This is a genomic window from Halomonas citrativorans (assembly GCF_014898005.1).
Taxonomy (GTDB): domain Bacteria; phylum Pseudomonadota; class Gammaproteobacteria; order Pseudomonadales; family Halomonadaceae; genus Vreelandella; species Vreelandella citrativorans.
On the sequence record NZ_JABUYX010000001.1, the window covers coordinates 1 to 13,639 of the forward strand.

At 51.3% G+C, this 13,639-nt stretch carries 12 protein-coding genes and 1 pseudogene; all 13 read left to right on the forward strand.

Going from position 1 to position 13,639, the window contains the following annotated elements; translation table 11 throughout:
* Positions 1-186 (forward strand): annotated as a pseudogene (locus INT20_RS00005) (IS256 family transposase); the annotation flags it as partial.
* Positions 186-1,478, forward strand: a complete 1,293-nt coding sequence (locus tag INT20_RS00010; protein WP_193056201.1) for an O-antigen ligase family protein — start codon at positions 186-188, stop codon at positions 1,476-1,478. The pseudogene INT20_RS00005 and the gene INT20_RS00010, both read left to right, overlap by 1 nt.
* Positions 1,479-2,885: an undecaprenyl-phosphate glucose phosphotransferase gene (locus INT20_RS00015; RefSeq protein ID WP_193056202.1), complete on the forward strand. Its 1,407-nt coding sequence runs from the start codon at positions 1,479-1,481 to the stop codon at positions 2,883-2,885. It abuts the gene before it with no gap.
* 12 nt (positions 2,886-2,897) lie between these two features.
* On the forward strand, positions 2,898-3,905 hold the full coding sequence (galE, locus tag INT20_RS00020) for a UDP-glucose 4-epimerase GalE (RefSeq protein ID WP_226911976.1): 1,008 nt from the start codon (positions 2,898-2,900) through the stop codon (positions 3,903-3,905).
* 192 nt (positions 3,906-4,097) lie between these two features.
* Entirely contained in the window at positions 4,098-5,363 is a 1,266-nt protein-coding gene (locus INT20_RS00025; RefSeq protein WP_226911977.1) for an O-antigen ligase family protein, read from the forward strand.
* A 168-nt stretch (positions 5,364-5,531) separates the two neighbouring features.
* Positions 5,532-6,599, forward strand: a complete 1,068-nt coding sequence (rfbB, locus tag INT20_RS00030) for a dTDP-glucose 4,6-dehydratase (RefSeq protein WP_193056204.1) — start codon at positions 5,532-5,534, stop codon at positions 6,597-6,599.
* A 38-nt stretch (positions 6,600-6,637) separates the two neighbouring features.
* A complete protein-coding gene (gene rfbD, locus INT20_RS00035; RefSeq protein WP_193056205.1) occupies positions 6,638-7,531 on the forward strand; it encodes a dTDP-4-dehydrorhamnose reductase in 894 nt (297 codons plus the stop codon).
* A 31-nt stretch (positions 7,532-7,562) separates the two neighbouring features.
* Positions 7,563-8,447 carry a glucose-1-phosphate thymidylyltransferase RfbA gene (gene rfbA / locus INT20_RS00040; RefSeq protein WP_193056206.1) on the forward strand — a complete coding sequence of 295 codons (885 nt, stop codon included), beginning with the start codon at positions 7,563-7,565 and terminating at the stop codon, positions 8,445-8,447.
* Positions 8,447-8,995 (forward strand): dTDP-4-dehydrorhamnose 3,5-epimerase, encoded by a 549-nt coding sequence (rfbC, locus tag INT20_RS00045; RefSeq protein WP_193056207.1) that lies wholly within the window; start codon positions 8,447-8,449, stop codon positions 8,993-8,995. Before rfbA ends, rfbC begins: the two co-directional genes overlap by 1 nt.
* 307 nt (positions 8,996-9,302) lie before the next feature.
* Positions 9,303-9,713 carry a DVU3141 family protein gene (locus INT20_RS00050; RefSeq protein WP_193056208.1) on the forward strand — a complete coding sequence of 137 codons (411 nt, stop codon included), beginning with the start codon at positions 9,303-9,305 and terminating at the stop codon, positions 9,711-9,713.
* Positions 9,713-11,470 carry a polysaccharide biosynthesis/export family protein gene (locus INT20_RS00055; RefSeq protein ID WP_193056209.1) on the forward strand — a complete coding sequence of 586 codons (1,758 nt, stop codon included), beginning with the start codon at positions 9,713-9,715 and terminating at the stop codon, positions 11,468-11,470. Before INT20_RS00050 ends, INT20_RS00055 begins: the two co-directional genes overlap by 1 nt.
* Before the next feature lie 132 nt (positions 11,471-11,602).
* Positions 11,603-12,412, forward strand: a complete 810-nt coding sequence (locus INT20_RS00060; RefSeq protein WP_193056210.1) for an ABC transporter permease — start codon at positions 11,603-11,605, stop codon at positions 12,410-12,412.
* A 3-nt stretch (positions 12,413-12,415) separates the two neighbouring features.
* Positions 12,416-13,516, forward strand: a complete 1,101-nt coding sequence (locus INT20_RS00065) for a chain-length determining protein (protein ID WP_193056211.1) — start codon at positions 12,416-12,418, stop codon at positions 13,514-13,516.
* Positions 13,517-13,639 lie beyond the last annotated feature (123 nt).

Genomic DNA, 13,639 nt, shown 5'->3' on the forward strand with positions numbered 1-13,639 from the left:
CAGTTCCGAAAACTCACCAAGACCAAGGGTGGGTTTGCCAACGAAAATAGCCTGTTGAAACTGCTGTATGCGGGTATCCTCAAGGCCTCAGAACGCTGGACTCACCCTGTGCAAAATTGGAACCTGACGCTGTCGCAAATGGCGATACATTTCCCAAAACGCCTGGACGGTCATATCGACCTATAATGACCAAACTGACACAAAGTTTTGAACACCCTCTGTTTCTGGGAGGCTGGTTTTTTTTAAGCGGCGGAAATATTGATGACAGAATTTTATCATTTTGGCACCAGTATAGTTTGATGCTTATTATATTGGCATACTTTGGCGCTCTAATTTTCGTCAGAGGCATCGTTTTAAGCCCTTGGGTTTTTCTTTTTCCTGCCCTATTTGTCTATATGTTGGTGACTGGTTTTTTTGTTGGCGACGTGGGAACGGAAGTAATCAAGGTCATTGCTTATAGTTTTGTTGTTGTGATGGCTGCTTTTGCTGCTAATAAATTAACATTGCTGGCGTTTCTTGAAACGCTGGTTGTGTCACTTTTTTTATTACTAATAGTCAACATCGCTGTGTCCGCATTTTTACCCCATATTGGGTTAGAGGCTGGAAAGTTTGAAGGTGATTGGAAGGGCATTTACGATCAGAAAAATGCGCTGGGAAGAGTAGGCGCATTGTTGATGGTATCCTCTATGCTACTAATGTTTTATAGCAGGGATCGAGCTATGCAACTGTATTCTCTTTTTGCCTTGGTATCTGCTGTCATTGTCACCTTAAATACTGGGTCACGCACTGGCCTTGCTACAGGAGTGTTAGTTGCTTTAATTACGTTTGCGTTCGGCTTGATATATTATGTGCTTAAAAGCAACTATTTATATAAAAAGGCATTTATAACGATCCTGGCTGCAGAGTTCCTAATAGCTTCTTTACTTGTCGCTATGAATATAGAAGTGATTGATTTGTTTTCAGGGCATGATGGGGTTAGCATTTATGGTAATTTTTTGTCTCTAACGGGACGTCTTACTATTTGGGACTTTGCGCTCACGCATATAAATGGCGTGCATTTTTGGTTTGGTTATGGATTGGATGGCTTTTGGACAAAGGAAAATTTTTACTTGTTTGGCCCGATTCAGGGGATGGGCAATTTTTTTCCAGAAGATGCTCATAACGGCTATATTGATATCGTTGTTCAGGGTGGCTTTTTGGGGGTGGTTTTATATGGGATTATATTTTATTTAGTTATGAAGAAATTCGTAAAGAATGATAGTTTTGGATTTAAAGAAGTGATCGTTTGCTTCGCGTTTTTAATGCTTTTTTTGATCTCAAATATAACTGAATCCTACACAACAAAATCCACTAACATAATTGGTTTTCTAGTTGTGTATATATCAGCCTTTATTTTTTTCAACGATAGCGATGGCAAGAAAATTCACGTTTTCCCTTTTGGGTATGTTAAAAAATATCTTAAATGGAATGGTGAATAAATGGGTGGCGCAACTAATCGGCAAAAAACAGGTATAGCCTTCTCAGGGCGCTTCCCATCACAAGTTATATTTCCAGTGCTTGATATACTGATTATTTTTCTCTGTGGGGTAGGCGTCTATCTTGCGAGATTTGGCACTATCGCTTTGCATGAACGATATGCTCTCGCATTAACATGCATATCGTTAATAGTCTTAATGGTTAATAGCTCAACAGGTAGCTACAAGCGTTGGCGCGTATTTTCCACCATAGATTTACTTAGTAAGCTACTTTTCGTATGGCTAGGAGTAGGTATTTTTGTCACGTCGATTATCTATTTTGCCGATGCATCAGAACGTTACTCTCGGTTATGGGTGGGGTTCACGCTACTGAGCTCCTTTATTCTGGCCGCATGCGCCAGAGTGCTTGTACAACAGGGCTTGCGCAGGCTTCCTCTTCGTGGAGGAAGTCGGCGACCCATATTTTTAGTGGGGCCGGGCCAAAATGTACTTAAAGTCGCTAAGGGAATGCGGGCAGCCGCTTGGGAAGGACACTCTATCGTGGGTGTAGAGCGTTTTCATACAACGTTAACCCCTAGTGACGATCAGCTGAAAAACATATCGGCCAGGATAGGCCGCTCTGGCGCCGCTGAAATATGGATTTGTGCTCCGTTGGAGATGGGCGAAACAGTACATGCTCTGTTTTATGCGCTAAGGAACCATACCGAAGATATTCGACTAATTCCTGACTTTAAAGATATGCGTTTGCTGAATCATCGTACTAGCGAAATGGCTGGGCACTTGGTGATTGACCTGAGTGTATCGCCCATAAACGGCATGGCACGTTTTTCTAAACGTGCTGAGGACATTGTGTTGGGCACACTCATTACGCTTCTGATTTTGCCGGTATGCGCCGTCATCGCCGTGATCATTAAAATGACATCGCCAGGGCCTGTCTTGTTTAAGCAGTACAGAACTGGCTCAAGCGGTAAAGTTTTTAAAGTATATAAATTTCGCTCAATGAAGGTTCATAAAGAGAAGCAGGGGGCCGTGACCCAAGCGACCAAGGGAGACAGCCGCCTTACGCCGATAGGTGCTTTTCTACGCAAAACCTCATTGGATGAATTACCGCAATTTTATAACGTATTACAAGGAAGAATGTCGATAGTTGGGCCACGACCACATGCACTCGCCCATAATGAGTATTACAAAGAGCTTGTCGAATCCTATATGCGGCGCCATAAGGTAAAACCCGGTATTACGGGCTGGGCGCAGGTCAATGGATTAAGAGGGGAAACCGATACATTGGAAAAAATGCAAAGACGCGTCGAGCACGACTTATGGTATATCGATAACTGGTCCATCTGGCTGGATTTAAAAATTATCTGTATGACGATTTTTAAGGGATTCAAGCATAAAAATGCGTATTAATGAGATGTTGTGATGATGTTGTTAACGGGCGGTACAGGTTATATCGGCTCTCATATCGCAGTAGAACTGCTTCATGCTGGCATTGATGTGATTATTGTCGATAACCTTTGTAACAGTAAACACAGTGTTATCGAGCGTATAGAGACGATTACACGGCGCTCGGTTTCATTTTACGAGGGCGATATCCGCGATACTGCTTTTTTGGCTTCTGTCTTTGCTGAAAATTCGATTGATGCGGTGATTCATTGTGCAGGCTTAAAGGCAGTGGGAGAAAGTGTCCGCACGCCTTTGGCTTATTATGAAGTCAACGTTTATGGCACGATATGTTTGTGCCAGGCCATGCAACAAGCCAACGTCAAGAAGCTGATTTTTAGCTCATCAGCAACCGTATATGGAACCGAGTCAGAGGTTCCTTACCTGGAGAGTATGCCAAGAGGTGTCGCGGCAAGCCCATACGGCGTTTCCAAGGGAATGGTTGAAACAGTGCTTGAAGATTTGCACACAAGCGACCCAGATTGGTCTGTCGTTCTGCTGCGCTATTTTAATCCTATTGGAGCACACCCTACAGGGCTTATTGGTGAGTCTCCCCAAGGGGCGCCTAATAATTTGATGCCCTATATCAGCCAAGTAGCAGCGGGAGCGCTTCCACACGTCATGATTTTTGGCAATGACTACCCAACCCCGGACGGCACCTGCATGCGTGACTATCTGCACGTTGTCGACCTCGCCAAGGGGCATCGTGCTGCATTATGCGTATTGGAGGCGCCAGGAGTGAATTACTACAATTTGGGTACTGGGTGTGGAACCTCGGTACTCAATATGGTGCAGAGCTTTATAGAGGTAACGGGGGTCAATATTCCTTATCAATTTGCGCCACGACGCCAAGGCGATCTTGCTGCTTTTTGGGCCAATGCTGCTAAAGCCGAGAAGGAGTTATCCTGGCACGCCGAAAAATCACTCGATGAGATGTTGTTAGATACATGGCGCTGGCAGCAATACGCGATGGTTAACCATGCCTGAACCTAAATGAGCAGATTCTCTCCCGTGAAAGTCCGTGGGCATATTGTAAGACTGCTAGCCTAAAAGTGGCACAGGGTGCTTGGGAAGCACGCATGCTTTTCTTGGACAGGTTTTAACTGTGGTAGCATTCACGCTCTTTCTGCTGCCGTTTATAGCAGCGCTTATCGAAGGGTACTTGTCTTGAAGCCTGCAATGAATATGCACGACCCCGATACGCCTCGCTCGTTTTCTGTGATGCTAACGGATGCCGCTGTTTTCCTACTGGTCAGTATTGCACTCATTATTCCCAGCGGTTACTCACTAGGTGCCGCTGTTTTAATGCTAGCGGGTCTTTACTTATTGTTGCGTTGGCGCCTCCCAACGCTTGCTCGAGAAGACTGGCTGATTGTGGCGGTGTTATGCGCTTATGCACTAGTAGGTATGGCCGAAGCGTTATGGGATGGACAAGGCAGTAGCGGAATCGATAAGCCTGTACGCTTTATATTGGCTGTGCCTGCACTATGGTGGGTGCTACGCTACCCGCCCCATTTAAGTGTTGTGTGGGCCGGTATTGCGTTGGGAGGAATAAGCGCAGGAAGCTGGGCAAGTTGGCAAAAACTGGCCGAAGGTATTGATAGAGCGCAAGGATTCACGCACGTTATTCAGTTCGGTAATTTAAGTATGCTGTTAGGCGTGCTCTGCCTGGCGGGGCTGGGGTGGGCGCATGTCCAGCGCCAGCACCGTATGCTATGGATAACGCTGCTCTTTGCTGGTTTTTTAGGCGGTGTGCTTGGGTCGCTTTTTTCTGGTAGCCGTGGCGGCTGGGTAGGTTTTCCCATTGTTTTACTTATACTCTATCGCGCTTACGGAAGTTTCTTTGCTACCAGCATGAAGCTTGCCATCGTTGGCGCTGTTATAGCAGCGGGCCTGGTTGTTTACTTGATTCCTCAAACAGGTGTTCAGGATAGGGTGCACTACACCTTTTACGATCTCAATAATTATATAAGTGGTGAGAACCGTACTAATTCGTTAGGTGCTCGCTTTGAAATGTGGCGGGGCGCCAGTCATTTAATAATGGAAAAACCACTCACAGGGTGGGGCACGCAAGGCTACGTACAGGCAATGCAGGCACTGGGCGAACAAGGGGTTATTGACCAGCAGGTCACCCAGTATGGGCACGCGCATAATGAGTTTATAGACGCGTTTGCAAAGCGAGGCGTACTTGGTTTGGCCGTGCTGTTAGCGCTTTATCTAGTACCCATGCGCTTATTCGCCAAACAAATAAATGCAAAAAATTTAGCGACGCGTGCGGTTGCAACGGCGGGCGTGCTGCTACCGGTTACCTTTATGGACTTTGGATTATCGCAAGCATTTTTAACGCACAACAGCGGCGTAATGATGTACGCGTTCTTGCTGGCTGTGCTCTGGGGGATCTACGCTAATCAAACGAAAATGGCCCGTCAGGCACCAGTATCGTAACCGGGGTTCTTGCCACTATTACAAAGTGTGCTGGGTACAAGCCTGCGCCTAGCCTCCCAGTTTTATCTATGTGTCGTTGCTAAAGAGCCTACATGCCAAAATATTTGGCTTAAAGCGCAGACTCATGCATAACGGTGAATCATTAAATTGGCCTTTTGTGAAGAAACTATGTCTACGAAAACTTTTTTAATAACAGGCGGCGCGGGCTTTATTGGCTCGGCGGTTGTGCGAGCACTTATCAAAAAGACCGAACACACGGTCGTCAATATCGATGCGTTAACCTATGCCGGTAATTTAGAGTCGCTTGCTGATGTTGAAGGCAGCGAGCGCTACGCTTTTGAGCAGGCCGATATTGGTGATGCATCGCGTATGGCGGCTATTGTTGAGCGCTACCAGCCGGATGTGGTGATGCACTTGGCGGCAGAGTCGCACGTAGACCGCTCTATAGATGGCCCTGCGGCGTTTATTCAAACCAACATTGTGGGCACTTACACGCTGTTGGAAGCGGCTCGCCATTACTGGAAAGGCTTGCAAACAAGCGCGCCAGAAAAAGCCTCGGCGTTTCGCTTTCATCATATCTCGACCGATGAAGTGTATGGCGATTTGGAAGGCCCGGAAGACCTCTTCAGCGAAGAAACCCCGTATGCACCCAGCTCACCCTATTCCGCCAGCAAGGCAAGCTCGGACCACTTGGTGCGTGCTTGGCACCGTACCTACGGCCTGCCGGTACTGGTAACCAACTGCTCCAATAACTACGGGCCGTACCACTTCCCTGAAAAACTGATCCCGTTGATGATTTTAAACGCCCTGGCGGGCAAGCCGTTGCCGGTATATGGCAATGGCCAGCAGGTGCGTGATTGGCTGTACGTAGAAGACCACGCCCGTGCGTTGGTAAAGGTCGCGACCGAGGGCGTGGTAGGCGAAACCTACAACATCGGTGGCCATAACGAAAAGGCGAATCTTGAGGTGGTCGAAACCTTGTGTGATTTACTGCAGGAACTGGTGCCCGCTGAGCGTAGCTACCGCGATTTAATCACCTTCGTACAAGACCGCCCAGGCCACGACCTGCGCTACGCGATTGATGCCAGCAAAATCGAACGCGAACTTGGCTGGCGCCCGGAAGAAACCTTTGAAACCGGGCTGCGGAAAACCGTGCAGTGGTACCTTGATAACCGCGCATGGTGGCAGCGCGTGCAGGACGGCAGCTATCAAGGCGAGCGGTTGGGGAGTTTGTAACCCCGCTCACGGATCACTGTGACCTATAGGGTTTGGGTATGAATATTTTCGTTACCGGCGGCAATGGCCAAGTCGGGTTTGAACTCCAGCGCCAGTTGGCAACGTTGGGTAATGTGTTGGCACCCGGCAGAGCGGCGCTGGACCTTTCCGATGCCAATGCAGTTGCGGCGTACTTGGCAACGCATCAGCCCGATGTAGTGATCAATGCGGCGGCTTATACGGCGGTGGATAACGCTGAATCTGACCAGGCAATGGCTGGGCGCCTGAATGCGGCGCTGCCCGCTCAGTTGGCTGAATACTGCCAGCAGCAATCCAAATGGCTGATCCATTACTCTTCTGATTACGTATACACCGGCCAAGGCAGTGCGCCCTGGCAAGAGAGTGACACCACCGGGCCGTGCAACGTCTATGGCGCGACCAAGCTTGCCGGTGATGAAGCGGTGATGAATAGTAGCTGCCAGCACCTGATCTTTCGTACCAGTTGGGTCTACAGTGCCTTTGGCAAAAGCTTTTTAGCCACCATGCTGCGCTTGGGAGCAGAGCGTTCGGCGTTAAGCATTATTAATGACCAGGTGGGCGCGCCGACGCCAGCGCGTTTGATCGCGCTGATAACGCAGCAGGCGCTAACGAGATTGCTAAGCGAAGGTGCCACCTTGGCCAGCGGGGTGTATCATTTGGCACCACGTGGCGAGACCAGTTGGCATGGCTTTGCCTGTGAGATTTTTAAGGCGGCAAAGCAGTGCGATTTACCGTTGGTCATTACGCCGGACGGCGTTTCGGCTATTCCAACCACGGATTACCCGACGCCCGCTGCGCGCCCGCTGAACTCGCGGCTATCCGTTGATAAACTTGAAAAAGCGCTATCAGTACAGCTGCCGGATTGGCAAAGCCAATTGGCACTGACAGTGGAAGAAATAGCCCGCTCGCGTTAACCGCGCAGCCATAAGCAAGGAGCAAAAAGCGATGCAACGTAAAGGTATTATTTTGGCAGGAGGCAGCGGTACGCGCTTGCATCCCATTACACGCGGTGTTTCAAAGCAGCTACTGCCTATTTATGACAAGCCAATGATTTACTATCCCATTTCGGTGCTTATGTTGGCCGGGATCCGGGAAATTCTGATTATCTCTACACCTGAGGATCTTTCTCAGTACGAAAACCTGCTGGGCGATGGCAGCGCGTTCGGCGTACGTTTTGAGTACGCGGTGCAGCCAAGCCCGGATGGCCTGGCGCAAGCGTTTTTGATCGGTGAAGATTTTATTGGTGATGCGCCGGTCTGTTTGGTGCTGGGCGATAATATCTTTCATGGACAGCACTTTTCGGACCAGTTGAAACGAGCTTCTGAGCAGCAAAGCGGCGCCACGGTGTTTGGCTATTTAGTGAAAGACCCCGAGCGCTTTGGCGTGGTCGAGTTTAACGATGATGGCAAGGCGGTTTCCATTGAGGAAAAGCCTGCTACGCCGAAGTCTCCCTATGCCGTTACCGGCCTCTACTTCTACGACAACGATGTGGTGGACATTGCCCGCCAGGTGAAGCCTTCAGAGCGTGGCGAACTGGAAATTACCAGCATCAATAACGCGTATCTTGAGCGTGGTGATCTGCGTGTTGAACGCCTGGGGCGCGGCTTTGCATGGTTGGATACCGGCACCCACGATAGCCTGCTGGAAGCTAGCCAGTACGTGCAAACCATCGAGCATCGCCAAGGCCTGAAAGTAGCTTGCCTGGAAGAGATCGCTTGGCAGCAAGGCTGGTTGAGTGATGCTCAACTGCGAGAGAGCGCGAATGCACTGTCTAAAACCGGCTATGGTCAATACCTGTTGACGCGGCTGGATGCCAAAGGGGGCCTGTAATGCAGATTGAAGAGACCTCGCTACCCGGCGTGGTAGCGTTAACGCCCAAGGTGTTTGGTGACGAACGCGGCTTCTTTATGGAAAGCTTTAATCAGAAGGCGTTTGAAGAGGCCACAGGCTGCACACGTGAATTTGTGCAGGATAACCACTCGCGCTCCCGTCAGGGTGTACTGCGTGGCATCCATTACCAGTTAGAGCAGCCACAGGGCAAGTTGGTACGCGTGGTGCAAGGCTCTGTGTGGGATGTAGCGGTCGATTTGCGTAAACACTCGGCTCACTTCGGCCAATGGGTGGGGGTTGAACTTTCGGCTGAAAACAGCCGACAGCTGTGGGTGCCAGAAGGCTTTGGTCATGCGTTTGTAGTGCTTTCCGAAACGGCTGATTTTTTGTACAAGACCACGGACTATTACCACCCGGCGTCAGAGCGCTGTATCCGCTTTGATGATCCGGAATTGGCGATCCAGTGGCCAGCCTTGCCGGTGGAGTTTGCACTGTCAGAGAAAGATCAGGCAGGCAGCGCGTTTAAAACGGCCGAGGTATATGGGTAGTTGCATTAAAGTGGCTGGGCATCGCATAACGTCGCCCTGGTAGTCAGTGCGGCGTTTATATGTCGTGTGTTGTGCTTGGCATTACAGGGCGTTATTTGCTGAAATGTTGATGAACCCTGGTATTGGCGGGCCAGCATAAATGCCCAGCTAGCAAATACTCTCAAGTGTAGAGACAAACCCACTAATCCCTTACAATGCTGGTGCGTTTGGGTAGTACAAGCTATCAAATTTTATCCGCACAGCGTTGGGCAAGGGAATGCGCCCGTTACAATCCCCGGGCGGTAGCGTGCCTTTTCTGGAAATTATTATGCCAAAGACCTCATTTTTAGTAGTTCGACCGGCTCGCATGCTGCTAGCCGTGTTAAGTATGGCCGTAATAAGTGGGTGCGCTACGAGCTACCCCTCTGGCAGCGCCTCCCAGCAGCAGCGCTATGTCCTTAATGATGACTCCGCAAAGCCCATTCTTGATGAACGTGTGAACGGTTTTCTGGACCAAACACCGGCTGGTGGCGTTATCAGCGTGGCTAACAGCCCGTGGGGCGACAATGTTGAAATTGTCGCCGACGAATCCTACCTGGCAGCCAGTGGGCGTGAATGCCGTCGCTTACAAGTGATTGGCATGAGTGGCGAAGCTCGCCGCGCACTGGTATGCAAAGCATCGTCAGAAGAGTGGGTAAACCAGCGAGTCATAACGCAAACGGCAGAAGGGCGCCTTTAATGAATCTCTTTGAAGCATGCAAGCGCGCTTGCCTATCGAAAGCGCTGACTACCGTTTCACTCGCCTGTTTGGTTGTGTTCAGTGCGTCTGCCTCCGCCCAGATTCTCAGTCTGCCGGACGACACCCTTTCAGGCCAACGCAGCAGCAATCAGGCATCATCGTCTCAAGGGCAGCAAGGGGTAGAGCAGCAAGGCCAGGTAGATGATATGCCCCGCGCCGATTGGCGCAGTGGCACTTATGGCCCCATTGCCACACCGCCCCGCGACCCGGATGCACTGCCCCCCTTTGGATATAACCTCTTCACTGGTGGCTTTCGCGGCGCCATGGGCGATGGCCTGAACGCTGATTACCGCATTAAGCCAGGCGACCAGGTCACCGTGCGCGCCTGGGGTGCGTTCGAGTTGGACCGTGTGCTGCCGGTTGACGCCCAAGGCAACATCTTCATCCCCGGTTCCGGCCCCTTAAATGTAGAAGGTCAGAGTAGCCAGCAGGTCGATAACAGCGTTCGCCAAGCGATTACCTCGGTATACCCTGACAACGTTGAGGTTTACACCAACCTGCAAGGCGTCCAGCCCGTTGCTGTTTATGTAACAGGTTATGTGCAAAACCCCGGACGTTATGCCGGTACGCCCGATGACTCGCTGCTCTACTTTCTTGACCAGGCAGGCGGGATCGAACAAGACCTCGGCAGCTATCGCCAAGTGCGCGTAATGCGCAACGATCGCCTGGTTGCAACGGTGGACCTCTACGACTTTTTGCTTAACGGCACCATTGCACGCCCGCAATTCCAGGACGGTGACACTATCGTTGTAGAAGAGCGCGGCCCGGCGATTGCGGTTACTGGAGACGTGCACCGCGAGATGCGCTATGAGCTGACCAGTAACACGCTTAGCGGTGCCGAGCTTTTAAACCTGGCGCGATTGCGAAGCGGCGTATCCAACGTACTGCTGCGTGGTCATCGTACCGATGGTCCTATCGCCCACTATTTCCCCGTCGCCCTGTTTGCTGGCCAAACCATTCGCAGTGGCGATGAAGTCACCTTCACCGCCGACCAGCGCAGTGAAACTATCGTGGTTGAAATAGAAGGCAGCTACTTCGGGCCTTCGCTCTACGCCTTGCCGCGCAATGCTCGCCTAAGTGAACTGCTTGATGCCATTGCCGTGCCACAAGGGCTGACCGCCGTTGAAAGCGTTTCCCTGCGCCGTGAAAGCGTCAAGGAGCAGCAGGAACAGGCGCTGGAAGACAGCCTACGCCGCCTGGAAACCACCTACCTGGGCGCCACCTCACGCACCGACGAAGAAGCCCAAATTCGCCTGCGTGAAGCCGAACTGATTGAACGCTTTATTGAACGCGCAAGCGACCTGGAACCCAGTGGCCGCCTGGTAGTCGCGCAAGGCGGCAAGATTTCAGATATCCGCCTGCAAGACGGCGATGTCATTACCATTCCTGAAATCAGCGATTCGGTTCTGATCAGCGGTGAAATCGTGGTGCCCCAGGCCGTGGTGTATCGCCCCGGTCTAAGCGTGATCGACTACGTCAACGGCGCCGGTGGCTTTACCGAGCGTGCCGATGAGAGCCAGATTCTACTAGTGCGCCAAAACGGTGCTGTGGAACACGCGCGTAATTCACCGCTACGCCCGGGTGATGAAATCCTCGTAATGCCCAAGGCGCCGGTACACAACTTGCAGCTGGCTTCTACGCTAACGCAGATCCTCTTCCAGATCGCCGTGACCACTCGCGTAGCGCTGGACCTGTAATGAGCGGTTGGTGAGTCGCTAAGGGGCCTCGTAGCGTGCGGTAACGAGCGCAGCGAGGCACCCGCGAAAGGCAGCGCCCGCACATGCAGAAATTCATGACAAGCAACATGCACTTAAAGGCGGCAACCCGTCATGGCTGATACACAAGCAACACGCCGAAGCGCCCGCACGCCCTGGCAAGTGACCCGCAGCGTGTGGTACGCCATGTTCATGCGTGAAGCTATTTCACGCACCATGGCCGACCGCATGGGCTGGTTCTGGATGATCTTTGAACCGGTTGCCATGGTAGGGATCATGGTGGCCATTCGCAGCTTTATCCGTGGTGATAGCCTAGTCGTTAACGCACCATTTATCCCTTGGCTGATTACCGGCTTAATGGGTTTTTTTTTAGTGCGTGAAGGCATGATACGAGGCATGGGTGCCATTAATGCAAATAAGGCGCTGTTTGCCTACCGTCAAGTGCAGCCTGTGGACCCGGTACTTTCGCGTAATTTTCTTGAAGGGATGCTACGCACCTTTATCTTCCTGATTTTTATGGTAGGCGGGCTAATGCTCGACCAGGAAATGTACCCGGATAATGCTGTTCGCGCGATGGCCGCCTGGTTCTCGCTCTGGTGTTTAGGCTTGGGGCTGGGGTTAGTTACTTCTGTTTCCGCAACGTTAGTGCCTGAGGTAGGGCGCGTCATCAGCATGATTTCTTTGCCGCTGCTGATTATTTCCGGCGTCATTCTACCGTTGAATAGCTTGCCGCACTGGCTGCTTGAATACCTGATGCTAAATCCTATACCTCACGGGTTAGAGACACTGCGATTGGGCTTTTTTGAGCACTACCATGTGGTGCCTGGCACCAGCATGCTCTATTTCTGGCTATTTACGTTTTCGCTTATTGCGCTAGGGCTTCTTATGCACCTGCGCTTTATTGACCGTTTAAAGGCAAGCTAATTCATGCAATCGTCTCTTCGTCGCTTTGGCACGCAATACCCCCAGTGGGCTATCGCCCTCATCGCAATCGTTTTGGTCTCCTTCTACTGGTTTATTTGGGCACAAGCCCGCTATGTATCCAATGCAACCGTGGTGCTTGAAAGCCCCCAAGTAGCAACGCCTGAAATAAGCTTTGCCTCGTTAATGGGCGGAGGCGGTGGTGGCAATACGCACGACCTACTGCTACTGCGCGAATATCTGCTTTCAACCGATATGTTGCGTCAGATGGACACAGCGCTAGGCTTTCGTGAACACTACAGCGAACACGGGGATATTTTTGCCCGGTTGCGCGACCCCGATGCGCCCATTGAAGAGCTACATAAGTATTACCTGCGCCGTGTCAATGTTGAACTTGATGAATACGCAGGCGTGCTCAATATCAGCTCACAAGCATTTACCCCCGAATTTGCGCACGATATGACCGAACTGCTTCTAAAAGCGGGTGAGGACCACATGAACGCCATGGGGCATCGCTTGGCAGACGAGCAGGTATTATTCCTGGAACAGCAACTGGTTCGCTTGGAAGAGCGTTTTCGAGCAACCCGCGCGGAGCTACTGGACTTTCAAAACGAGTATGGCCTCGTTTCACCCACAGCCACCGTTGAAGGCCTGAACCAGGTAGTCGCCACGCTGGAAGGTGACCTTGCCCGCCTACAAGCCCAGCGCGATGCCCTGGCCAGTTTCCAAAGCTCGCAATCTGCTGAACTACGCCAGGTAGAGCGCAATATTACGGCACTAAGAGACCAGATCAGCGAACAGAGCGAACGCCTCGCCCAAGCCGCAGGTGGCGCACTCAACCGCGTTTCCGCCGAGTACGAAACACTCGAACTCCAGGCCCAGTTTGCCCAGGAAACCTACTCAAGCGCGCTAGCCGCCCTGGAAAACACCCGCTTGGAAGCCGCCCGCCAGCTCAAACAGGTAAGCGTACTGCAAAGCCCGCTATACCCCGAGTACCCAACCGAACCCAGGCGGCTATACAACAGCACCGTATTCGCCATCATCACCATTTTCCTCGCCTTCATCCTCAGCATGATCATCATGATCGTAAAAGATCACCGAGACTGATAACGGTGAACGGTGAACGGTGAACGGTGAACGGTGAACGGTGAACGGTGCAAGGGTGAAAACCAACCCTGTAGCGCGCGGTAACGCCTTGCGAGGAACGAGCAAAAGGCACCCGCGAAAGGC